The sequence below is a fragment of the Allobosea sp. TWI1241 genome, from assembly GCF_039673065.1.
GTDB lineage: Bacteria > Pseudomonadota > Alphaproteobacteria > Rhizobiales > Beijerinckiaceae > Allobosea.
On sequence record NZ_JBDJKW010000008.1, the window covers coordinates 113,063 to 135,964 of the forward strand.

Annotated in this window: 18 protein-coding genes; 9 read left to right on the plus strand and 9 right to left on the minus strand. The window is 71.2% G+C overall.

Annotation, left to right across the window (positions count from 1 at the left end; translation table 11 throughout):
- Window positions 1-36 precede the first annotated feature (36 nt).
- Complete coding sequence (locus ABE438_RS12365; protein ID WP_346502926.1) at window positions 37-186, plus strand: hypothetical protein; 150 nt, start codon at window positions 37-39, stop codon at window positions 184-186.
- Here the strand turns inward: ABE438_RS12365 and ABE438_RS12370 are convergent.
- Entirely contained in the window at window positions 173-1,600 is a 1,428-nt protein-coding gene (locus ABE438_RS12370) for a GGDEF domain-containing protein (RefSeq protein WP_346502927.1), read from the minus strand. The two genes, ABE438_RS12365 and ABE438_RS12370, sit on opposite strands and share 14 nt — an antisense overlap.
- 241 nt (window positions 1,601-1,841) lie before the next feature.
- Between ABE438_RS12370 and ABE438_RS12375 the strand changes: the two genes are divergently transcribed.
- Window positions 1,842-3,287, plus strand: coding sequence for an aldehyde dehydrogenase family protein (locus ABE438_RS12375; protein ID WP_346502928.1), 1,446 nt, complete (start codon window positions 1,842-1,844; stop codon window positions 3,285-3,287).
- A 116-nt stretch (window positions 3,288-3,403) separates the two neighbouring features.
- On the opposite strand, the gene ABE438_RS12380 is transcribed toward ABE438_RS12375, so the two are convergent.
- The 4 genes from ABE438_RS12380 to ABE438_RS12395 are packed head-to-tail and all read right to left on the minus strand — an operon-like array spanning window position 3,404 to window position 10,905.
- Window positions 3,404-4,114 (minus strand): HAD family hydrolase, encoded by a 711-nt coding sequence (locus tag ABE438_RS12380; protein WP_346502929.1) that lies wholly within the window; start codon window positions 4,112-4,114, stop codon window positions 3,404-3,406.
- The gene (locus ABE438_RS12385; protein ID WP_346502930.1) at window positions 4,111-4,989 is read right to left on the minus strand and encodes a transglutaminase family protein; all 879 of its coding nucleotides are present in this window, start codon (window positions 4,987-4,989) and stop codon (window positions 4,111-4,113) included. The genes ABE438_RS12380 and ABE438_RS12385 overlap by 4 nt, the downstream gene beginning before the upstream one ends.
- A 7-nt stretch (window positions 4,990-4,996) precedes the next feature.
- Window positions 4,997-7,513: a circularly permuted type 2 ATP-grasp protein gene (locus ABE438_RS12390; RefSeq protein WP_346502931.1), complete on the minus strand. Its 2,517-nt coding sequence runs from the start codon at window positions 7,511-7,513 to the stop codon at window positions 4,997-4,999.
- 8 nt (window positions 7,514-7,521) lie between these two features.
- On the minus strand, window positions 7,522-10,905 hold the full coding sequence (locus ABE438_RS12395) for a transglutaminase family protein (RefSeq protein ID WP_346502932.1): 3,384 nt from the start codon (window positions 10,903-10,905) through the stop codon (window positions 7,522-7,524).
- Between the two features lie 226 nt (window positions 10,906-11,131).
- Between ABE438_RS12395 and zwf the strand changes: the two genes are divergently transcribed.
- From zwf to eda, 3 genes are all read left to right on the plus strand, one after another.
- On the plus strand, window positions 11,132-12,637 hold the full coding sequence (gene zwf, locus ABE438_RS12400; RefSeq protein ID WP_346502933.1) for a glucose-6-phosphate dehydrogenase: 1,506 nt from the start codon (window positions 11,132-11,134) through the stop codon (window positions 12,635-12,637).
- On the plus strand, window positions 12,637-13,326 hold the full coding sequence (gene pgl, locus ABE438_RS12405; RefSeq protein ID WP_346502934.1) for a 6-phosphogluconolactonase: 690 nt from the start codon (window positions 12,637-12,639) through the stop codon (window positions 13,324-13,326). Before zwf ends, pgl begins: the two co-directional genes overlap by 1 nt.
- Window positions 13,327-13,415: 89 nt before the next feature.
- Window positions 13,416-14,057 carry a bifunctional 4-hydroxy-2-oxoglutarate aldolase/2-dehydro-3-deoxy-phosphogluconate aldolase gene (gene eda, locus ABE438_RS12410; protein ID WP_346502935.1) on the plus strand — a complete coding sequence of 214 codons (642 nt, stop codon included), beginning with the start codon at window positions 13,416-13,418 and terminating at the stop codon, window positions 14,055-14,057.
- A gap of 25 nt (window positions 14,058-14,082) precedes the next feature.
- Here the strand turns inward: eda and ABE438_RS12415 are convergent, their stop codons facing one another.
- Window positions 14,083-14,649 (minus strand): DUF2239 family protein, encoded by a 567-nt coding sequence (locus ABE438_RS12415; RefSeq protein ID WP_346502936.1) that lies wholly within the window; start codon window positions 14,647-14,649, stop codon window positions 14,083-14,085.
- Between the two features lie 100 nt (window positions 14,650-14,749).
- Here ABE438_RS12415 and ABE438_RS12420 point away from each other — a divergent pair, with 100 nt between their 5' ends.
- A complete protein-coding gene (locus ABE438_RS12420; RefSeq protein ID WP_346502937.1) occupies window positions 14,750-15,085 on the plus strand; it encodes a GIY-YIG nuclease family protein in 336 nt (111 codons plus the stop codon).
- A 117-nt stretch (window positions 15,086-15,202) separates the two neighbouring features.
- Here ABE438_RS12420 and ABE438_RS12425 read toward each other — a convergent pair whose 3' ends face one another.
- The 3 genes from ABE438_RS12425 to ABE438_RS12435 form a co-directional block, all read right to left on the minus strand.
- Window positions 15,203-16,300 carry an NAD(P)/FAD-dependent oxidoreductase gene (locus ABE438_RS12425; RefSeq protein ID WP_346503013.1) on the minus strand — a complete coding sequence of 366 codons (1,098 nt, stop codon included), beginning with the start codon at window positions 16,298-16,300 and terminating at the stop codon, window positions 15,203-15,205.
- 5 nt (window positions 16,301-16,305) lie between these two features.
- On the minus strand, window positions 16,306-17,481 hold the full coding sequence (locus ABE438_RS12430) for a M20 aminoacylase family protein (protein WP_346502938.1): 1,176 nt from the start codon (window positions 17,479-17,481) through the stop codon (window positions 16,306-16,308).
- A 126-nt stretch (window positions 17,482-17,607) separates the two neighbouring features.
- The gene (locus tag ABE438_RS12435; protein WP_346502939.1) at window positions 17,608-18,576 is read right to left on the minus strand and encodes a threonine ammonia-lyase; all 969 of its coding nucleotides are present in this window, start codon (window positions 18,574-18,576) and stop codon (window positions 17,608-17,610) included.
- 158 nt (window positions 18,577-18,734) lie between these two features.
- On the opposite strand from ABE438_RS12435, the gene argE reads away from it, so the two are divergent.
- The 3 genes from argE (at window position 18,735) to ABE438_RS12450 (ending at window position 22,801) form a co-directional block, all read left to right on the plus strand.
- Window positions 18,735-19,886 carry an acetylornithine deacetylase gene (gene argE / locus ABE438_RS12440; RefSeq protein ID WP_346502940.1) on the plus strand — a complete coding sequence of 384 codons (1,152 nt, stop codon included), beginning with the start codon at window positions 18,735-18,737 and terminating at the stop codon, window positions 19,884-19,886.
- A 168-nt stretch (window positions 19,887-20,054) separates the two neighbouring features.
- On the plus strand, window positions 20,055-21,641 hold the full coding sequence (locus ABE438_RS12445; protein ID WP_465248607.1) for an ABC transporter substrate-binding protein: 1,587 nt from the start codon (window positions 20,055-20,057) through the stop codon (window positions 21,639-21,641).
- A 179-nt stretch (window positions 21,642-21,820) separates the two neighbouring features.
- Window positions 21,821-22,801, plus strand: a complete 981-nt coding sequence (locus ABE438_RS12450; protein ID WP_346502941.1) for an ABC transporter permease — start codon at window positions 21,821-21,823, stop codon at window positions 22,799-22,801.
- The last annotated feature ends 101 nt before the right edge of the window (window positions 22,802-22,902 follow it).

Sequence of the window (22,902 nt, forward strand, 5' to 3'; positions counted from 1 at the left end):
CGGTCCCGATCAACGGTTCCGGAGTACGAAAGTCCCATGACGTCGCGCAACCTGCTCTTCCTGCTGATCGGCGCGCTGGTCGTCGGCCTCGCCGCCACCGGCTACGCCCTCTATCAGGAGAAGAAGCAGCCCGACGGGGTCGAGATCTCCGTCGGCAAGGGCGGCCTTTCCATCAAGGAGAAATGAGCCGTCCCGCCGGCGCCTCGCCGAGCGCAGGCGCCGGCTCGGCCGCTGCGGCCGTGACCACCCTGTTCCGGCCCTCGGCCTTGGCGCGGTAGAGCGCGTCGTCCGCCCGCTTCAGCATGGTGCCGAGCGTATCGCGCGCCAGGGGCTCGCTCGCCAGCCCGATGCTGACCGTGATCGCCAGCGCCTCGCCTGCATCGTTCCTGACCGGCGTCCGTTCGCAGAGCTGGCGGAGATGCTCGGCCGTGGCGCGCGCGGCGTCCGCCGCCTTGCCCGGCATGACGATGGCGAACTCCTCGCCGCCTAGCCGCCCGAACACGTCCTCGCGCCGCAGTTCCGCGCCGATGGCGGCCGAGAGCGCCGCCAGCGCGCGGTCGCCGGCGGCGTGGCCGTGCCCGTCATTGACGCTCTTGAAATGGTCGACGTCGAGCAGCAGCAGCGCCAGCGGCTCGCGGCGCTCGCGGCTGCGCAGCAGGGCGCGCTCGCCGCGTTCCAGCAGGGCGCCGCGGCTCAGCACGCCGGTCAACGCGTCGTGATTGGCGGCGTGGTCGAGCTTCGCCAGCAACGCGCCGCGCGCGCTGTTGATGCTCGCCACCATGATCGGCCCGAGCGCCACCAGCGCGAGGCCGAGCCGGTGCGAGACCGCCGCCGGGATGAAGGCGTCGGTGCCCGGCGGAATCGCCGAAACCAGCACCGTTCCCTGCCAGACGCCCATGACGAAGGTCAGAACCGCGGTCGGGAACAGGCCGTAGCTAAGCGCGCACCAGAGGATGGCCGGGATCGGCACCGAGACCGCACCCGAGCCGCCGACCATCGTGCCGACGGCGAGCGAGACGATCAGCGCCAGCAGCGGCAGGGACCGCAGCATGCCGTCGCGATCGGGGGCGCGCGGCCGGAGCCGTCGCGCGCGTAGCGTGGCGATGGGCGGCGCGGTCAGCACCATCGGCAGCACGACGAGATTGGCGGCGAGCTCGCTCGCCACATAGAGGGCCAGCGCCTGGGCCGGGCTGGAGCCGAAGAAGACAACGAGGCCGCCGGCCCCGACCACCGCCGAGACCGCGGCGCTCGCCAGGCTGACCAGCAGCAGAAGCAGGATCGACTGCGGCCGTGCCAGCCGCTGGTCTTCCGGGTCGGCCTGGCGGAAAAAGGCATGGCCGGCCAGCAAGCTGGCGAGGTTCGCCACGGTCAGCCAGAGCGAGAGCAGCGGCGGGGTTCCACCGACGAAGTCGGCGAGAAGATAGCCGGCGACCGCCCCGCTCAGGCTGAGCGGCGTGGCGAATTCCGACCGGCGGATCATCAGCCCGAGCAGCAGCGCGTTCGCCGGCCAGAACGAGGCGAGGAAGCCGACCGGGCGGGTGAGATGGCCGAAGCTTGCGGCGGCGAAGACGATCGCGCCGATCAGCAGGGCCGCCGGCATGGGCGGAAGGGGCCCGGTCCGGTGAGCGGCGGGGCCACCGGCAGGCTGGGACGGCCGGGGCGCTGTCATGGCGCCATCATCAACCACGAAAAGGTGAAGGCAAGCTGAAACCGCCCCGTTCCCGGCCGGTCTTGCGCTGGCGGCAAGGCGGCGTCACGCCGGCGGGCGGTGCTGCGGCGTGGTCATCGCGTCCGAAAGACGCTAAGAGCGGCTCTCCTTTGGACAGGCATGAGGTTTTGCGATGAATGCTCCTTTCAAGAATCTGATCGCCGGTGAGTGGACCGGTGCGCAGAACGTCTCGCGCAACATCAACCCGTCCAACACCGGCGATCTCGTCGGCGAGTACGCGCAGGCCTCGGTCGACGATCTCAACAATGCGGTCGCCGCCGCCAAGGCCGCCTTCCCGGCCTGGAGCCGCAGCAACCCGCAGGAGCGCTACGAGGTCCTGAAGAAGGCCTCCGACGAGATCCTGGCCCGCAAGGAAGAGCTCGGCCGCCTGCTGGCGCGCGAGGAGGGCAAGACCCTGGCCGAGGGCATCGGCGAGGCCGGCCGCGCCGGCCAGATCTTCGCCTTCTTCGCCGGCGAATGCCTGCGCCTGGCCGGCGAGGCCCTGCCGTCGGTGCGCCCGGGCGTCGGCGTCGAGATCACCCGCGAGCCGGTCGGCGTCATCGGCATGATCACGCCCTGGAACTTCCCGATCGCCATCCCGGCCTGGAAGATCGCGCCGGCGCTGGCCTATGGCAACTGCGTCGTGATCAAGCCGGCCGACCTCGTGCCGGGCTCGGCCTGGGCGCTGGTCGACATCGTGCAGCGCGCCGGCCTGCCCAAGGGTGTGCTGAACCTGGTGATGGGCCGCGGCTCGGTCGTCGGCCAGGCGCTGCTCAACCACAAGGACGTGCACGCGATCTCCTTCACCGGCTCGGTCGCTACCGGCCGCAAGGTCGCCGAGGCCTGCATCGCCTCCTCGCCGATGAAGAAGATCCAGCTCGAGATGGGCGGCAAGAACCCGCTCGTCGTGCTCGACGACGCCGACCTCAAGATCGCGGTCGAATGCGCCGTCCAGGGCGCCTTCTTCTCGACCGGCCAGCGCTGCACCGCCTCCTCGCGCCTGATCGTCCAGGCCGGCATCCACGACCGCTTCGTCGAGGCCTGCATCGAGCGCCTCAAGGGCGTGGTCGTCGACGACGCGCTCAAGGCCGGCACGCATATCGGCCCGGTCGTCGACCAGAGCCAGCTCGACCAGGACCTCAAGTACATCCAGATCGCCAAGGACGAGGGCGGCAAGCTGGCCTTCGGCGGCGAGCTTTTGAAGCGCGACACCCCCGGCTTCTACCTGCAGCCGGCGCTGTTCACCGAGACGACCAACGCCATGCGCATCTCGCGCGAGGAGGTGTTCGGCCCGGTCGCCAACATCATCCGCGTCAAGGACTACGAGGAGGCGCTTGCCATCGCCAACGACACCGAGTTCGGCCTGTCGTCCGGCATCTGCACCACCTCGCTGAAGCATGCGACGCACTTCAAGCGCAATGCCGACGCCGGCATGGTCATGGTCAACCTCGCCACGGCGGGCGTGGACTATCACGTGCCGTTCGGCGGCCGTAAGGGCTCGAGCTACGGCCCGCGCGAGCAGGGCGCCTATGCCCGCGAGTTCTACACCACGGTGAAGACCGCCTACACGCTGGCCTGAGCGGCCGCGACCGACGCCTGAGACGAGAAGGGCCGTGCCGCAAGGCGCGGCCCTTTTTCATGATCGTTTCTCTTGGCTGCTTCTCATGGCCGTTCGCGCCGCCGTCCCGGCCCGGCTCAGGCGAACAGCGCCTGCTCCAGCCCGGCGATGCTCGGCAGCAGCAGGTCGCTGAGCGGCCGCAGCGTCCCGGCGCTGCCGGCCCCGGTCAGCACGGCGACGCGCAGCCCGGCGCCCGCCGCCGCGGCCATGTGCATGTCGTGGCTGGAATCGCCGACCACCGCGACGGCGTCGGCCGGCAGCCCCGTCGCCGCGCAGAAGCCGTCGACCATGCCGCGCCCCGGCTTGGCGCCATGGCCGGAATCGTAGCCGCAGGCGAAGGCGAGATGCGAGGCGAGGCCGAAGCGCGCGGCCGTCGCCAGCACCGAAGCTTCGCTGTCGCTCGAGGCGATGCCGAGCCGCAGGCCGCGGCCGGCGAGGGCGGCGAACAGCGCGGCGAGATCGCAGACCGGCACCGCCGCCACCACCGCGCCCTGGAACAGCGCGTCGAGCCGCGCGGTCAGCTCCGCCGTGCCGAAGGGCGCGCCGGCCTCGACCCAGGCCCGCGCCACCTCCGCGGTATGGCCCGAGGCGAGCAGCCCGTCGGAGACGGCATGGCCGGTGGCGGGATCAACCCCGGCGACGGTCAGCAGCCTGGCCGCCAAGGCGCGGTCGCCCCCGGCCGCGAGCAGGCCGGCGCCGAGATTGGTCGGCGCCCAGCTCGCCTGGTAGTCGATCAGCGTGCCGTCCTTGTCGAACAGCACGGCGCGGATCGCCGGACGCGTGCTCACGCGACCGGGACCACGTCGACGCCTACGTCGAGTTTCTGGCTGCCGGGGCCGACGAGCACGCCGTCGAGCGGCGAGACGTCGGCATAGTCGCGGCCGATGGCGGTGACGATATGGTCGTCGCCGACGATCAGGTCGTTGGTCGGGTCGAGACCGATCCAGCCGGTCTCCGGGCCGCACCACAGGCTGACCCAGGCATGGGTCGCGTCGGCGCCCTCCAGCCGCGGCTGGCCCTCGGGCGGGATGGTGCGCAGATAGCCGCTGACATAGGCCGCCGGCAGGCCGAGCCCGCGCAGACCGGCGATCATGATATGGGCGAAGTCCTGGCAGACGCCGTGGCGCCGGGCGAAGGCCTCGCGGATCGGGGTCGAGACCTCGGTCGCCTCGGGGTCGTAGCTGAAGCCGGCGCGGATGCGCGCCATCAGGGCGCTGGCCGCCTCGAACACCGGGCGGCCGCGGGCGAAGCTCTCGCTCGCATAGGCGGTGATCTCGTCGACCAGCGGCACGAGCCGGCTGGGATAGAGCTGCTGCGCCGGCGAATCCGCGCCGAGGCTCTGGGCGGCGAGCGCCAGCTGCGCCACCTCCTCCCAGCGCCGGGTGATCGCCGGGAAGGGCGCCGCCCCGCGCTCGACCGCGACGCGCGCCGTCATCTCGATGCGCAGCTCGCGATGCGGCCTGGCGATGGTCAGCGTCGTGGTGCGGTTGCCGAAGAAGCAGAGCCCGTCCTGCCGCTCGGCGTCGCGCGGCGAGACGGTGATCTGGCTGGAGAGCACCTGCTGGCCGCCGCCCTCGCGCGGCAGCATGCGCAGCACGCAGCGCGCGAAGGGCACCGGCCGGCCATAGGCGTAGGTGGTGACGTTGCGGATGTCGTAGATCACGGCCGCCTCACGCGAGTTGCGTGGCGCGCGCGCCTTCGGGGCGGGCGTTCTGCAGGAAATAGCGCTCGGCCACCGCGTTGGAGAGCCCCATCAGCAATTGCTCGAACAGCAGGATGCTGGCGCGGTCGAGCCGGGCGGCCTCGGCGGTGCGCACCTCGGCCGAGAGCCTGACTGCCAGGCGCTGCGGCTCCTCCAGCATGCCGTTGTCGCTGAGCGAGGGCAGGGCGGCGAGCTCGGCGTGCAGCCGCTCGATCTGGAAGCCGACCGAGCGCGGGTTGTAGGGATCGAGCATCACCAGGTCGAGCACCGGCTGCAGCTCGACGCCGACCATGTAGCGCGAGCGGTAGGTGATCTGGGAATCGGTCAGGTCGAGCAGGGCGTCGAGGCAGTTGTCGGGGGCCGACGCCTCGGCGAAATGCCGGGCGAAGCGGCAGGTCGCGATGCCGCGCTCCAGCCGCCGGCCGATGTCGAGGAAGCGCCAGCCGGCGCCGCGCACCATGTTCTCCTGCGACAGGCCGGAGAAGGCGGCGAGCGATTTCAGCGCGCTGTCGGCGATCTCGAAGGCCTCGCCCTCGCTGGAGGGCTTGCGCGGGCCGGAGAGCTGGCGCTGCAGGTCGCCGAACAGCCGCCAGGCGTCGACCGAGAGCCGCTCGCGGATGACGGAGGCGGTGCGGCGCGCCTCGCGCAGCGAAGCGGCGGCCGAGCCGTATTCCTCGACGTCGTAGAGCGCGCTCGCCGCCTGCGCCACGATGCTGCGCCCCTTGGCGGCCGGGGCGGCGCCCCAGGCCGAGAGCAGCCGCGCCAGCCGGGCGATGGCCTCGGCATGGCCGGGCGCCTGGTCGTCGGCGTTGATCAGCCGGCCGAGCAGGGCGCGCACCAGCCGCAATGTCGCCTCGCAGCGCTCGAGATAGCGGCCGAGCCAGAACAGGTTGTCGGCGGCGCGGCTCGGCAGGATGCCGACGATGCGGCGGATGGCGATGGCGTCGCGGCTCGGCAGCAGCGTCACCGGCTCGACCGGCTGGTCGGAGGTCACCCAGACATCGCTGGAACGCACGCCGGAGCGCATGGCGACGGCCCGTCCGTCCCCGCTCTCGGCGATGCGGCAGAAGCCGCCGGGCATCACCTGCCAGCCATCCGGGGTCGCGGCGGCGAAGACGCGCAGCGTCATCGGCCGCGGGGTCAGCCGCCCGTCCTGCACCACCGGCATGGTCGAGAGCCGCAGCCGCTCCTGCGCCACCAGGTCGAGCCCGCGCCGCGCGATCGTCTCGCGCAGCCGCGCGCGCTCCGCCGCGGGCAGGGAGGCCACGGGCACCGGCTCGCCCGAGGCCTCGTCCGTCGTGCGGAAGGCGGGCGCGATGTCGAGCTCGTCGAGCCGCTCCAGCACTTGGGCGCGCGCCTGCGGATCGCCGCACCAGAAGCTCGCCGGGCTCGGCAGGATCAGCTCCTCGCCGATGACGGCGCGGCTCAGTCTCGGCAGGAAGCCGGTCAGCGCCCTGGCCTCGACCACGCCGGAGCCGAGCCCGTTGGCCACCACGACGCTTTCGCGCCGCACCGCCTCGACCAGGCCGGCGACGCCGAGCGCCGAGCGGGCGTTGAGCTCGAGCGGATCGGCGAAATCGCCGTCGATGCGCCGCCAGATCACGTCGGCGCGCTTGAAGCCGGCGATGGTGCGCACATGCACCCGCCCGTCGCGCATCACCAGATCGCCGCCCTCGACCAGCAGGAAGCCGAGATAGCGGGCGAGATAGGCCTGCTCGAAATAGCTCTCGTTGAGCGGGCCGGGCGTCAGCAGGCAGATGCGCGGCTCGACGCGCCGCGCCCGCGAGACCAGCCCGGCGCGGAAGCCCTGGAAGAAGCCGGCCAGCCGCTCGACATTCATGGTGCGGAACAGGTCGGGGAAGGCGCGGCCCATGGCGAGCCGGTTCTCCAGCGCATAGCCGGCGCCGGAGGGCGCCTGCGCCCGGTCGCCCAGCACCTGCCAGCGCCCGTCCGGCCCGCGGCCGAGATCGGCGGCGTAGAGCTGCAGCCGGCCAGCGCCCGGCGTGCCCTGCAGCGGGCGCAGATAATCCGGGCTGCCGGTGATCGCCGCCGCCGGCAGCAGCCCTTCGGCGACCAGGCTGCCGCGGCCGTAGACATCGGCGAGCAATGCGTCGAGCAATTGGGCGCGCTGGGCGACACCGGCGGCGATGGTGCGCCATTCGGCGCCGGTCAGCACCAGCGGTACATGGTTGAGCGGCCAGGGCCGCTCCCCGGCCAGCGGGTCGTCGGGATCGCCGTCGCCATGGATGCGGTAGGAGACGCCGGTGTCGCGCGCGTGCCGGTCGGCCAGGCCGAAGCGCCTGTGCAGCTGCTCGCCGGTCAGCGCGCTCCATTCGGCGAGCAGCGGCTCCCATCGCGGATGCACCGACCCGTCCGGCGCCATGAGCTCGTCATGGGCGCCGGCGAGCGGACGATAGCCCGCCAGCAGGGCGGCGCGGCGTTCGCCGCGCACCCGTGCGGAGCCGCTCCGGCCCTGGATCGGCATCGCCGGCCTCAGGCCCCGGCCGGGCGGCGCAAATCGAGCGTCATGGGGAACTCCGGATTGCGCTCCTCCGCGGGAATCGCCAGCGCGCCCGGACTATGGCCGATCGCCTCGAAACGGGCCAGCCTGCGTGCCTCCGCCTCGTAGGAATTCACCGGCGGCGTCTCGTAGTTGCGCCCGCCCGGATGCGCGACATGGTAGACGCAGCCGCCGAGCGAGCGCCCGGCCCAGAGATCGACGATGTCGAAGGTCAGCGGCGCGTCGACAGGCAGGGTCGGATGCAGGCCGAAGGCCGGCTGCCAGGCCTTGAAGCGCAGGCCGGCGACGCTCGTCCCGGCGGCGATCTCGGTCATCGGCAGGCGCCGGCCGTTGCAGCAGATCGCGTGCCGGCCCGGCACCAGCCCGGTCGCCTTGACCTGCAGCCGCTCCACCGAGCTGTCGACATAGCGCACCGTGCCGCCGATCGCGCCCTGCTCGCCCATGACGTGCCAGGGTTCGAGCGCCTGGCGCAGCTCCAGCTCGACGCCGCTCTGGACCACCTTGCCGAAGAAGGGGAAGCGGAACTCCTGCTGCGCCGCGAACCAGGTCGGATCGAAGGCGTAGCCGGCGCCGCGCAGATCGGCGAGCACCTCGGCGAAATCGGCCGCGACGCAGTCGGGCAGCATGAAGCGGTCGTGCAGGGTGGTGCCCCAGCGCACCGGGCGCCCGGTCTGCGGCTGGCGCCAGAACCAGGCGAGCAGCGCCCGGATCAGAAGCTGCTGCGCCAGCGACATCCGCGCATCCGGCGGCATCTCGAAGGCGCGGAACTCGATCAGCCCGAGCCGGCCGGTCGGCCCGTCGGGCGAATAGAGTTTGTCGATGCAGATCTCGGTGCGGTGGGTGTTGCCGGTCACGTCGATCAGCAGGTTGCGGTAGAGCCGGTCGACCAGCCAGAGCGGGATCGCCGGCTCGCCCGGCCCCGGCGTCTGCGCCAGGGCGATCTCGAGCTCGTAGAGCTGGTCGTGCCGCGCCTCGTCGATGCGCGGCGCCTGGCTGGTCGGGCCGATGAACAGGCCGGAGAACAGATAGGACAGCGAGGGATGGCGCTGCCAGTAGAGCACCACGCTCTTGAGCAGGTCGGGCCGGCGCAGGAAGGGGCTGTCGGCCGGGGTGACGCCGCCGAGCACGACATGGTTGCCGCCGCCCGTGCCGGTATGGCGTCCGTCGACCATGAACTTCTCGGCACAGAGCCTGGCCTGCCGCGCCTCCTCGTAGACGCCGCGGGTGATCGCCACCGCCTCGCGCCAGTCGGCGGCCGGGTGGACGTTGACCTCGATCACGCCGGGATCGGGCGTGACCTTGATCACCGCAAGCCGCGGATCGTGCGGCGGGGCATAGCCCTCGATATGGACCGGCTGCCCGGTCGCGGCCGCCGAGGCCTCGATGCCGGCGACGAGGTCGAGATAGTCCTCCAGCCGCTCGACCGGCGGCAGGAAGACGCAGACCACCCCGTCGCGCACCTCGATGCTGAGCGCGGTGCGCACCGCATCGGCCGAGAGGTCCTGCTCGACGATGTCCTGCCGCGCCACCTCCGGGCCGGAGGCCACCGGCTGGGCGATCGGCTGCGGATGCGCCTCCGCGGCGGGGGGGAGGGGCGGCGCGGGCGGAGGTGCTGCTGGCGCGGCGCCGGCCGGCGGCAGCGGGCCGCGCGGCTCCATCGGGTCCTGCGGATGGACATGCGGATAGGCGCTGGCCGGCAGGTTGGGCAAGGCGCCGAGCGGCAGACGGTAGCCCACGGGCGAATCGCCCGGCACCAGGAAGAGCCGCCCGCGCCGAAGCTTCCACTTCTCCGAGCGCCAGCGCCGGTCGCCGGCCTCCGCCTGCCAGCGCTGCACCGGGATGACGTATCCGCTCGGCCGGCCGAGCCCGCGCTCGAAGACGCGCACCATCCGGGCCCGTTCCTCGGGGTCGGAGAGCTTCGGGTCGAGCGGGTCGACATTGGAGGGCAGCTGGCCCTCCTTCAGCAGCCAGTGGCCGGGATCCTCATAGGCCGGCAGCACATGGTCGGCGCCGATGCCGAGCCGCTCCGCCAATTGCCCTGCGAGACGCTCCACCGCCGGCTGCTCCGGCTCCGGCGGCGTCTCCGCCGCGGCCTCGCGCGTGGCGCCGGGCTCCGGCGCGATCAGGGCAGGGTCGCGCCAGATCGGCTCGCCGTCGCGGCGCCAGTACAGCGCGAAGGCCCAGCGCGGCAGGCTCTCGCCGGGATACCATTTGCCCTGGCCGTAATGCAGCATCCCGCCCGGCGCGAAGCGCGCGCGCAGGCGCCGGATCAGCACGTCGGCGCGCTGGCGCTTGCTCGGGCCGACGGCGGCGGTGTTCCATTCCTCGCCGGACTGGTCGTCGATGGAGACGAAGGTCGGCTCGCCCCCCATGGTCAGGCGGACGTCCTGCGCGGAGAGATCGGCCTCGACCTGCTCGCCCAGCGCGTCGAGCCGCGTCCAGGCCTCGTCGGAGAAGGGCAGGGTGATGCGCGGCACCTCGTGCACGCGCTCCACGCTCATCTCGAAGCCGAACTCGGTCTGGGCATAGCTCGCCAGGCCGCTGACCGGCGCGGCCGAGCGGTAATGCGGCGTCGCGGCCAGCGGCAGATGGCCCTCGCCGGTCAGCAGGCCCGAGGTCGGGTCGAGCCCGATCCAACCGGCGCCGGGAATGTAGACCTCCGCCCAGGCGTGCAGGTCGGTGAAGTCCTTGTCGGTGCCGCGCGGCCCTTCCAGCGGATCGACGTCCGCCTTCATCTGGATCAGGTAGCCCGAGACGAAGCGGGCGGCGAGGCCGAGATGGCGCAGGATCTGGACCAGCAGCCAGGAGCTGTCGCGGCAGGAGCCGGAGCGCAGCGCCAGCGTCTCCTCCGGCGCCTGCACGCCGGGTTCCATGCGGATGCCGTAGGCGATCATGCCCTGCAGCCGGGCGTTGAGGTCGACCACGAAGCTGACCGTGTTCGTCGGTTCGCGCGGGATGCCGGCGAGCAGGGCGGCGAGCAGCGGCCCGGCCTCCTCGCGCACCAGATAGGGCGCGAGCTCGTCGTGCAGCTCCTCCGGATAGGCGAAGGGGAAGGTCTCGGCCTCCTCCGCCACGAAGAAGTCGAACGGGTTGATCACCGACAATTCGGTGACGAGGTCGACCGCGATGCGGAACTCGGTCACCGGCTCGGGAAAGACGTAACGGGCCAGCCAGTTGCCGTTCGGATCCTGCTGCCAGTTCACGAAATGCGGCGCGGGCGTCACCGTCAGCGAATAGCTGCGGATCGCCGAGCGGCAATGCGGGGCCGGCCGCAGGCGGATGATCTGCGGCCCCAGCGTGACCGGGCGGTCGTAGCGGTAATGGGTGACGTGGTGCAGAGCTGCGATGATGGCCAAGGGCGTTCGCCTGCTGCGAGGTCGGTGGTCCACGATAGCGGCGCGACGGCGGGGGGCAAGCCGCTTCCGGCGCCGCGACTGCCGGCAAAGCGGGCTTATGCGCGCGTCCTGCGCAGGCGGACGCCCCGGCCCGCCGTCCCCGGCGCTGGCAAAGCCGGCGCGATGGTCGCATTGTCGTCGCAGGATTCGGTTCGACTGGCGTGAACCGGCCAGGAGTTTTCAGACCATGGATGCCATCGCCGAGCGCCTGCTCAATCTCGAGGCCACCCCGCAGCGCACGCCGGTGCCGCCCTTCGACCTGGTGATCTTCGGGGCCGGCGGCGACCTGGCGCTGCGCAAGCTCTTTCCGGCGCTGGCGCAGCGCAACGAGGAGGGCGTGCTGCCGGGCGAGAGCCGGGTGATCGGCATCGTGCGCAAGCAGGCCGACATCGAGGGCGTGCCCAACCAGGTCGCGGCCAAGCTCGCCGAGGCCGGCTTCTCGCCGGAGCGGATCAAGGCCTTCCGCCAGCGCCTGACCATGGTGATGCTCGACGCGGTCAAGCCCGAGACCTATGGCGCGCTCGCCGAGGCGCTGGGCGAGTCCCAGCGCGTGCGCTCCTTTTATCTCTCGACGCCGCCGGACCTGTTCATCCCGATCTGCGAGAACCTCGCCGCGGCCGGCATCCTGACGCCGACCTCGCGTGTCATCCTCGAGAAGCCGCTGGGGCGCGACCTCGCCTCGGCGCGCGAGATCAACGACGCCGTGGCCCGCATCCTGCCGGAAAGCCGCACCTACCGGATCGACCATTATCTCGGCAAGGAGACGGTGCAGAACCTGCTGGTGCTGCGCTTCGCCAACACGCTGTTCGAGCGCTCCTGGTCGAGCCGCGACATCGACAACGTCCAGATCACCGTGGCCGAGACGGTCGGGCTGGAGCAGCGCGCCGGCTATTACGACAAGGCCGGCCATCTGCGCGACATGGTGCAGAACCATGTGCTGCAATTGCTCTGCCTCTTCGCCATCGAGCCGCCGAACCTGCTGGAGGCTGATGCGGTGCGCGACGAGAAGGTCAGGGTGCTGAAGGCCCTGCGCCCGATCGTCGGCCCCGACGTGCAGCGCCATACGGTGCGCGGCCAGTACGGGCCGGGCGTGCTCGACGGCCAGCGGGTGCGCGGCTATGCCGAGGAACTCGGCCATCCCAGCAACACCGAGACCTTCGCCGCCATCCGCTGCGAGCTCGACACCTGGCGCTGGGCCGGCGTCCCGATCTATCTGCGCACCGGCAAGCGCATGGCGCAGCGCTATTCCGAGATCGCGGTGACCTTCAAGCCGGTGCCGCACTCGATCTTCGGGCGCTCCCCCGGCTGCGACGAGTTGATGGCCAACCGGCTGCTCATCCGTCTGCAGCCCAATGACGGCGTGCAATTGCAGCTGATGATGAAGGTCCCGGGCTCGGGCAAGCTCAAGATCGTGCCGCGCCAGCTCGACCTGCGCTACGACACCGCCTTCGACGTGCGCACCCCCGACGCCTATGAGCGCCTGCTGACCGACGTGATCCGCGGCGACCAGACACTGTTCATGCGCCGTGACGAGGTCGAGCAGGCCTGGGGCTGGATCGACCCGATCCTGGCCGGCTGGCAGGAATACTACCCGCAACCGCATCGCTATGCCGCCGGCAGCTGGGGTCCCTCGCAGGCCATCGGCATGATCGAGCGCGAGGGCCGTTCCTGGGCCGATCCGGAGATCGCCTGATGACCATGCCCGGACCGCTGGTGCGCCATCGCTTCGAGACGCTGGCCGACGCCTCGGAGGCGCTGGCCGAGGCCGTCGCGGTGCGCCTGCGCGCCCTGATCGACGCCCAGGGCTCGGCGCTGCTCGCCGTGCCCGGCGGCACCACGCCGGCGCGCTTCCTCGCCGCGCTCGGCGGGCAGGATCTGCCCTGGCAGCGTGTCACCGTGATGCCGACCGATGAGCGCTTCGTCGCGCCCGACGATCCGGCCTCGAACGAGCGGATGATCCGCGCCGCCTTCGCACCGCTGCGCGACGGCAGGGCCCAGTTCGTCTCCTTCCACAATGCCGGCGACGATCTCGAAGCGGCCGCCACCAGCCTCGACCGGGTGCTCAGCGCCCTGCCGCCGCTCGACATCCTGGTGAGCGGCATGGGCGCCGACGGGCACATCGCCTCGCTGTTTCCCGGCGAGACGGCGGCGCTCTCTGCACCGGCCGCGGTGCACGCGGTCGCGGCGGCGCCGCCCGACCTGCCGCCGCGCCTGTCGCTCTCGCCCGCCAGACTGGCCGGCGCCGGCCATGCCGCGCTGCTGATCACCGGCGCCGAGAAGGAACGCGTGCTCGCCGCCGCCGCCGAGCTGCCGGCCGCCTTGCCGGTCGGCCTGCTGCTCGCCCGCTCGCAAGGGCTCGACGTCTACTGGGCGAAGGCGTAAGCGAACCCCAAACGAGGCCTAGCCGCGAGCGGCCCGGAGCGCTGCCGGGCCGGCCGCGCGGCCGGACGCAGCCCGAGAGGAAACCGATCATGTCCACCGATCCCGAAATCGCCCGTCTCGCCGCCTGCGGCGTCGTGCCCGTCGTCGTCATCGACGAGGTCGAGGTGGCGGTGCCGCTCGCGGAGGCGCTGCTCGCCGGCGGCATCGACGTGATCGAGATCACGCTGCGCCGGCCGGCCGCCATGGCGGCGCTGGAGGAGGTGGCCAGGCGCGTGCCGGCGATCCTGCCGGTGGCGGGCACCGTCGTCACCCCGGCGCAGGCCGCCCAGGTCCGCGACGCCGGCGCGCGCGCCGTGGTCAGCCCCGGCTTCAGCGAGAGCGTCGATGCGGCGATGCGCGCCACCGGCCTGCCCTGGCTGCCCGGCGTCTCGACCGCCTCCGACTGCATGCGCGCGGTCGAGGCCGGCCGCCTGACCTGCAAGTTCTTCCCGGCCGAGCAGTCCGGCGGCGTGCCGGGGCTGAAGGCGCTGTCCGGCCCGTTCCCGCAGCTGCGCTTCTGCCCGACCGGCGGCGTCTCGCTCGCCAATCTCGGCTCCTATCTCGCCTTGCCGCAGGTCGCCTGTGTCGGCGGCTCCTGGCTGGTCCCGGCCGATGCGGTGACGAGCCGCGACTGGGCGACGGTCACCCGGCTGTCGCGCGAGGCCCGCGCCAAGGTTGCCGAGCTGCGCTGAGCCGGCCAGTCACGCGGCGAGGACCTCAGTCGTCGCCGCGCACGCCGCTCCAGGCCAGTTCCTGGACATAGGTCCGGATATCCGCCGGCCAGCCGGCCGCCTGCCGGAAGAAGCCGATCTCGTCGTCGGCGAAGAGCGCGCGCGTCGCCTCCTCGAAGCCCGGCCGGTCGCCGGCCAGCGGGCTCATCACGCGATAGGCGCGCTCGCGGGCGATGCGGCCCTGCGTCTGCCCGCCATCGCCGCGCCGCGCCTCGTCGATCAGCCGCCGCAGTGCCTGCGAGGCGCCGCCCGGCTGCTCCGCCAGCCAGTCCCAGTGCCGCGGCAGGAGCGTGACCTCGCGCGCCACCACGCCGAGCTTCGGTCGGCCGCGGCCGCGCGGCAGCTGGGGATCGAGCCGCGCCACGATCTCCGCGTCCGTGCCGCGCAGGTCGAGATCGATCACCGCCCCCGTCCGGTCGTCGAAGGTCAGGATCGTCGCATCCGGACGGCGGTCGAGGCGCTGCCGCACCGCGAGCGCGACCTCGGTCAGCGGGCCGCGGGCGAGGAAGCTTTCGCCGTCGAAGGCGGTGGCGGGACGATCTGCGTCGGACATGGGCGGCTCCTGATGGCTGCCATTAATTACCCGGGCGAAAAGTCTTGAGTCAATATGATCCGGGTGATAATTGCCGCCCCTCGAACAGCAGGAGGGCGCGATGCGTCAGGACGACAGGAAGGCGGCGATCGCGGCCTATCGCGAACGCAAGGTGGTGGGCGGGATCTATCTGCTGCGCTGTGTGGCGAGCGGCGAAGCCTGGGCCGGGCAGGCGCCGGACCTCGCGACGATCCGGAACCGGCTCTGGTTCACGCTGCGGCAGGGCAGCCATCGCCAGCGCAGTCTACAGGCCGCCTGGGCCGCCCATGGCGAGGACGCCTTCGCTTTCGAAGCGCTCGAGCGACTGGACGAGAAGGCGCTGGAGGCCGGCCGCGAGCGCGTCATGAAGGCGCGGCTGGCGCATTGGTGCGCGCAGCTTGGGGCGGACGCGCTGTGACCGCCGCATCGTCATGCGGCGCTTGTCTTCGGCATCCACGTCTCGCGATCGGCATGTGATCAGCCGAGCGCAAGACGTGGATGGTCGGGACGCGCCCGACCATCCTGGGGGAGGGCTTCAGCTTGCCAGCCCCTCGACGACGAGATCGGCGATCGCCAGCGAGCTGGTCAGCCCGGGGCTCTCGATGCCGAGCAGATTGACCAGCCCGGGCACGCCGTGGATGGCGGGACCGTCGATGCGGAAATCCGGCATCGGCTCGCCCGGCCCGTGCAGCTTGGGGCGCACGCCGGCATAGTCGGCGACCAGCGCCCCGTCGGGCAGGCCCGGCCAATAGGTGCGGATCGCGGCGTAGAAGCTCTCGGCGCGGGCCGGATCGACCACGAGATCCTGGTCGTCCTCGACCCATTGCACGTCCGGCCCGAACTTGACCCGGCCGGCCATGTCGATGGTGGCGTGGATGCCGAGGCCCGCCTGCTCCGGCACCGGGTAGACCAGATGGCGGAAGGGCTGCTTGCCGAGCAGCGAGAAATAATTGCCCTTGGCGAAGGACTGCTTCGGCACCTCCTCGGCGGGGAAGCCTTCCAGCCGCGAGAGCAGGCGCGGCGCGCCGTGGCCGGCGGCGTTGACCACGGTCTTCACTGTGTAGGTCGCCGGATCCGCGCCGCCGAAATCGACGCTGAAACCCTCGCCCTCGCGGCGCCAGGCGGTGATCGGCGTGTTGAGCGCCAGCGAGCCGCCGGCCGCCTCGCACTCGCCGAGCAGCGACAGCATCAGCGCATGGGAATCGACCACGCCGGTCTCGGGCGAGAACAGCGCGATCTCGCAGGTCACCTCCGGCTCGAGCTCGCGCGCCTCGGCCGCGTCGACCCAGCGCAGCGAGCCGACGCCCGAGGCCTCGGCGCGCGCTGCGATCGTCTCCAGCGCCGGGCGCTGGCCGGCATGGGTGCCGACGATCAGCTTGCCGCAGGCGCGGTGCGGCACGCCGCGCTCGCGCAGATAGTCGTAGAGCCGCTTGCGGCCCTCGACGCAGACCCGCGCCTTCAGCGAGCCCGGCGGATAGTAGATCCCGGCATGGATGACCTCGCTGTTGCGGGCGGAGGTCTGCGTGCCGATGCCCTCGGCCGCCTCGGCGATCACGACTTCGCGGCCCGCCAGAGCGAGCGCGCGCGCAGTGGCGAGGCCGACGACGCCGGCCCCGACCACCAGACAATCGATGTCGGTCATGCCGAGCGCGCGGGCATCGCGGTCTCGACGAGGCCGGCCCAGTAGGCGATGCCTACGGGGATGGCGGCGTCGTTGAACTCATAGGCCGGGTGGTGCAGCCCGGCGGAGTCGCCGTTGCCGATGAAGATATAGGCGCCCGGCCGCTCCTCCAGCATGAAGGAGAAGTCCTCGCCGCCCATGGTCGGCGCCACCTCGGTGTCGACCACGTCGCCGGCGAAGACGCTGCGCGCCGTCTCGGCGACGAAATCGGTCTGCGCCGCATGGTTGAAGGTGACCGGATAGCCGCGCTGGTAGTCGAGCGTGTGGCTCAGGCCGAAGGCCTGGCTCGTGCCGGCGACGATCTCGCGGAAGCGCGTCTCGGCGAGGTCGCGCATCGCCGGGGTCAGCGAGCGCACCGTGCCCTTGATCTCGACGGTCTGCGGGATGACGTTGAAGGCGTCGCCGGCATGGAAGGTGGTGACCGAGACCACCACGGAATCGAGCGGGTCGGCATTGCGCGAGGCGATGGTCTGTAGCGCCGAGACGATCTGGCAGGCGCCGACGATCGGGTCGATCGTCTCGTTCGGCTTGGCGGCGTGGCCGCCGCGGCCTTCCAGCTTCAGCACGAAGCCGTCGGTGGCGGCCATGATCGGCCCCTTGCGGATGGCGAACTGGCCGACCGGCAGGCCGGGCATGTTGTGCATGCCGTAGACTTCCTGGATGCCGAAGCGGGCCATCATGCCGTCTTCGCACATCTCGCGGCCGCCGCCGCCGCCTTCCTCCGCCGGCTGGAAGATCAGCACCACCGTGCCGTCGAAGTCGCGGGTCTCGGCGAGATATTTCGCCGCGCCGAGCAGCATCGAGGTGTGCCCGTCATGGCCGCAGGCGTGCATCTTGCCCGGCACCGTCGAGCGATGCGGCAGGTTGGTCTCCTCGTGGATCGGCAGCGCGTCCATGTCGGCGCGCAGGCCGATCACCTTGCCCGAGCCCTGGCCGCGGCCGCGGATCACGCCGACCACGCCGGTGCGGCCGATGCCGGTCTCGACCGTGTCGACGCCCCAGGCGCGCAGCTTCTCGGCGACGACGCCGGCGGTGCGGTGCACGTCGAAGAGCAGCTCGGGATGGCGGTGGAGGTCGCGGCGGATCTCGACGATCTCGGGCTCGATGGCGGCGATGAGTTCGGATTTGGGCATCAGGTCCTCGATCGGTGCGTCTGGCCGGCCGCCGGGGCGGGGCGTCGCAGGCAAGCTAGCGCGCTCGGGCGCGGGGGGTAAGGGGGCGATCGCTCATGATCGCCCGGAGCGGCGGGCATGGCGGACTCAGAGGCCGAACTCGCGGCGCCAGGCGTCGAGATCGGCGAGCGCGACATTGGAGCCGCACAGCACCAGCGCGACGCGCTCGCCGGGCTGGAAGCTGTCCCGGCGAGCGATCGCCGCGGCGATGGTGCAGGCGGCGGCCGGTTCGAGCAGCACCCGCCCGTTCTCCAGCGTCCAGACCAGCTCGCGCACCGCCTCGGCGTCCGGCACCACCACGATCTCCTCCAGCATCTCGCGGGCGGCGGCCAGCGTGCGCTCGGTGGCGAAGGGCGCGCCCAGCGTGCGGGCGATCGAGGTCGGGCGGATCGGCACCGGCTTCCCGGCCGCCAGCGCCTGCGTCATCGTCGTCGCGCCCTCGGTCTCGACGCCGTGGACGCGCACCGCCGGATCGAGCCCCTTCAGCGCCGCACCGACGCCGGCGACGAAGCCGCCGCCGCCGATCGAGACGAAGACATGGTCGATGCGGCCACCGGCATCGGCCGCGAGCTCGAGCCCGACCGTGCCGTGGCCGGCGATGATCGCCGGGTCGTCATAGGAATGGACATGGGTCATGCCCTTGGCCTCGTAGGCTTCCGCCTTCGAGAAGGCGGCGAGTGCGTCCTCGCAGAGCTCGACCTCGCCGCCGGCCTCCTGCGTCAGCCGGATGCTCAGTGGTGCCACCGATTTCGGCATCAGCACTAGCGCCCGCGTGCCGAGCATGCTCGCCACCAGCGAGACCGCGATGGCGTGGTTGCCGCCGGAGACGGTGACGACGCCGCGCGCCTTCTCGGCATCGGAGAGGCCGAGCAGCTTGTTGAAGCAGCCGCGCACCTTGAACGAGCCGGCGAGCTGCAGGCTCTCGACCTTGACCACGGTCTCGACGCCGAGGCGCTGCGACAGGCCGGCGCTGCGGAAGGTCGGGGTGCGGCGCACCCGGCCGGCGATGCGGGCGGCGGCGGCCTGGATATCGGCGAGGGAGACGTCGAAGGGCATGGGCGCTGGATCTCTGGCGGGCTCTGCGTCGGTCCGAACAAGAGCGCGCCGGGCGCGGGCCGGTCAAGCGTGCGCCGCCGGTTGACCTGCGGGCGGCGCGCCGTAGCCTCGGCGGCACGGTTCCTGCCTGTGGTTCCTTGTGAAGGAGGTCACCCGACGTGCGCTATACGCCGAGGGACATGCTGGCCAAGCTGGTTTCGTTCAACACCGAATCGCAGCGGAGCAATCGCGAGCTGATCGATTTCTGCCGCGACTACCTCGCCGCCCATGGCGTCGAGGCCGTGGTGGTGCCGAGCCCCGACGGGTTCAAGGCCAATCTCTACGCCACCATCGGGCCGCAGGTGGAGGGCGGCGTCGTGCTCTCCGGCCATACCGACGTGGTGCCGGTGGCCGGGCAGGACTGGAGCTCCGACCCCTGGACGCTGACCGAGCGCGAGGGCCGGCTGCACGGGCGCGGCACCTGCGACATGAAGGGCTTCGACGCCATCACGCTCGCCCTGGTGCCGGAGATGCTCGAGGCCGGGCTGAAGCGGCCGGTCCACATCGCGCTCTCCTATGACGAGGAGGTCGGCTGCATCGGCGCCCGCGTGATGATCGACGCCATGGTCGCCGCCGGTCTCAAGCCCTCGGCCGTCATCGTCGGCGAGCCCTCGATGATGCAGGTCGTCACCGGCCACAAGGGCGGCACGCGCATGCGCACCACGGTGCGCGGCCACGCGGTCCATTCCAGCCGGATCGATGTCGGCGTGCCGGCGATCATGGTGGCCGGCCAGCTGGTGGTCTGGCACGAGGAGGTGATGCGCGAGAACGCGGCGCAGACCCCGTCCGACAACGGCTTCGAGCCGCCCTACACCACGCTGCATGTCGGCACGATCACGGGCGGCACGGCGGTCAACATCACCTCCGAGCATTGCAGCTTCTCCCATGAGGTCCGCGTCATCCCCGGCGAGAGCGACGACGCCTATGTCGCGCGCTACCGGGCGCGGATGGCCGAGCTCGAGGCGCGGATGCAGGCGATCGCGCCCGAGACCGGCATCACCATGGAGGTCACCTCCTTCACCCCGCCGCTGGCGCCCGAGAACGGCGGTGCAGCCGAGGTCCTGGCGCGGCGGCTGACCGGCGACAATGGCAGCCATGTCGTCGCCTACGGCACCGAGGGCGGCCTGTTCCAGGGCGCCGGCTGGTCGACGGTGGTCTGCGGGCCGGGCGACATCGCCCAGGCCCACCAGCCCGACGAGTTCATCACCATCGCGCAGCTGGAGGCCGGCACGCGCTTCGTGCGCGGGCTGATCGCCGAGCTGTCGCGCTGAGGCAAGGGGGCGGACGTGGCAAAGTGCCTCGTCTCTTTTGCGGACTGGACGCCCGGTCCGAACCCTCGCTAAGCTCAGTCTTTCGCAGGGTCGTCAGACGAGGAAAGCCTCGCCGGCCAGTACCACTCCTGGGGAGGGGTGGTCGCGCAACCAACGGGAGCAAGTCGCATGTCCTTCAAGTCCCATTGCCTGGCGGCGGTCGCGGCCATCGCGCTGATGTGCGGCGCGGCGCAGGCGCAGACCCTGCGCTACGCGAACCAGGGCGAGCTGAAGTCGCTGGATCCGTACACGGTCAACGAGACGACGACGAACGCGCATCTCGGCCATCCCTATGAGGGGCTGACGGCCCGCGACAGGGACCTGAAGATCATCCCGGCGCTTGCCGAGAAATGGGAGGTCTCCCCGGACGGCCTGACCTGGCGCCTGTTCCTGCGCAAGGGCGTCAAGTTCCACGACGGTTCCGACTTCACCGCCGACGACGTGCTGTTCTCCGCCGACCGCGTGCGCGCGCCGGGCTCCAACTTCACCACCCGCATCCCCACCGACGCCAAGTTCGTCAAGGTCGACGACCACACGGTCGACGTCGTGCTGAGCAAGCCGAACCCGATCCTGAACGCGCAGTGGGACACCTGGTACATCATGTCGAAGAAGTGGGCGGAGGCGAACAACGCCGTCGCGCCCACCCCGGCCGCCGCGACCACGCCGAGCCATGCCTCGCTCAATGCCAACGGCACCGGTCCCTACCGGATCGAGAGCCATCAGCCGGGCGTGAAGACCGTCTTCAAGCTCAACGAGAACTACTGGAAGAAGATCGACGGCAACATCAAGGAGATCGTCTTCACGCCGATCGCCTCGGACGCCACCCGCGTCGCGGCGCTGCTCTCGGGCGAGGTCGACGTGATCGAGCCCGTGCCGGTGCAGGACATCCAGCGCGTCGAGGCGTCCGGCAACGCCCAGGTGCTGACCGGCCCCGAGCTGCGCACCATCTTCCTCGGCATGGACCAGACCCGTGACGAACTGCTGGAGTCCAACGTCAAGGGCAAGAACCCCTTCAAGGATCCGCGCGTCCGCCAGGCCTTCTACCAGGCGATCGACATCGAGACGATCAAGAAGCGCGTCATGCGCAACCTCTCGACCCCGTCGCCGCTGATGATCGCGCCAGAGCTGTTCTCGCATGAGGGCTTCACCCGCGCCAAGTTCGACACCGAGGGCGCCAAGAAGCTGCTCGCCGAGGCGGGTTATCCCAACGGCTTCGAGGTCGGCATGGACTGCCCCAACGATCGCTACGTCAATGACGGGCAGATCTGCCAGGCGGTGGTCGGCATGCTCGCCCGCGCCGGCATCAAGGTGAACCTGAACGCCCAGCCCAAGGGCCAGTACTTCGCCAAGGTGCTGAAGACCGGCGGCTACAACACCTCGTTCTACCTGCTGGGCTGGACGCCGGGCACCTTCGACAGCCACAACGTGCTCTACGACATCCTCGGCTGCCGTAGCGACGGCACCTCGCGCGGCGAGACCAATCTCGGCAACTACTGCAACAAGAAGGTCGACGAGCTGACCGACAAGATCCTCGTCGAATCCGACAAGGCCAAGCGCGACGCGATGATCAAGGAGGCGTTCAAGATCACGGTCGACGAGTTCGCCTACATCCCGCTGCACCAGCAGGCGCTGGCCTGGGGCGTCTCGAAGAAGGTCAAGCTCGCCCAGCGCGCCGACAATTCGGTGCTGCTCTACTACGCCACCAAGGAGCCGTGAGGCGCCGGGCGGGGCGGGCCTGACGCCCGTCCCGCCACCGCATCCGGCCATGCCTCCCGCCGCGGCGGGAGGCGCTCCGCCAGGGATATCCGGACCTCGCGCCGCCTTATGGCGCGGACGGCACCCGTTTTCTGCACGGACCGCCGCCACGGGCCGCCGTCCAGTTTCTTAAGGCGAACATGCTCGCATTCATCCTGCGCAGGCTCGTCCAGTCCCTCATCGTGATGCTCACGGTGGCGCTGATCGCCTTCGCCATGTTCCGCTTCGTCGGCGATCCGGTGAACCAGCTGGTCTCGCTCGACACGCCGCAGGAGCAGGTCGAGGCGATCCGCCGCTCGCTCGGCCTCGACGATCCGGTCATCGTCCAGTTCGGCCGCTACATCTACAACGCCGCGCGGCTCGAGCTCGGCGTCTCCTACCAGTTCCGCCTGCCGGTGATGTCGCTCCTGGCCGAGCGCGCCCCGGCGACGCTGGAGCTCGCCTTCATGTCGGCGCTGTTCTCGCTGCTGGTCGGCATCCCGATGGGCGTCTACACCGCGCTGCGCCGCGACAGCGTGCTGGCCAAGCTGTTCCAGGCGGTCTCGCTGATCGGCATCAGCCTGCCGACCTTCCTGATCGGCATCCTGCTGATCTACCTGTTCTCGGTGACGCTCGGCTGGCTGCCCTCCTTCGGGCGCGGCGAGGTCGTCAAGATCGGCGACTGGTGGACCACCGGGCTGCTCACGGCCTCGGGCTGGCGGGCGCTGATCCTGCCCTCGATCACGCTCGGCCTGTTCCAGATGACGCTGATCATGCGCCTGGTGCGGGCCGAGATGCTCGAGGTGCTGCGCACCGACTACATCAAGTTCGCCCGCGCCCGCGGCCTCAAGACCCGCGCCATCCATTTCGGCCATGCGCTGAAGAACACGCTGGTGCCGGTCATCACCATCGCCGGCCTGCAGCTCGGCTCGATCATCGCCTTCGCCATCATCACCGAGACGGTGTTCCAGTGGCCGGGCATGGGCCTGCTCTTCCTCAGCGCGGTGCAGCGCGTCGATATCCCGATCATGGCGGCCTATCTGCTGCTGATCTCCTTCCTGTTCGTGGTGATCAACCTGATCGTCGACCTGCTCTATGCCGCGGTCGATCCGCGCCTGCGCGCCACCGTCGGCTCGCATTGAGGGAGGGATCGATGCTCGACCGTCAGGTGCTGCGCCACCCGTTCCCACCCGCGACCCGCATCTTCCTCGCCGCCGGCAGGGCGAAGGCCTTCGCGCCAACC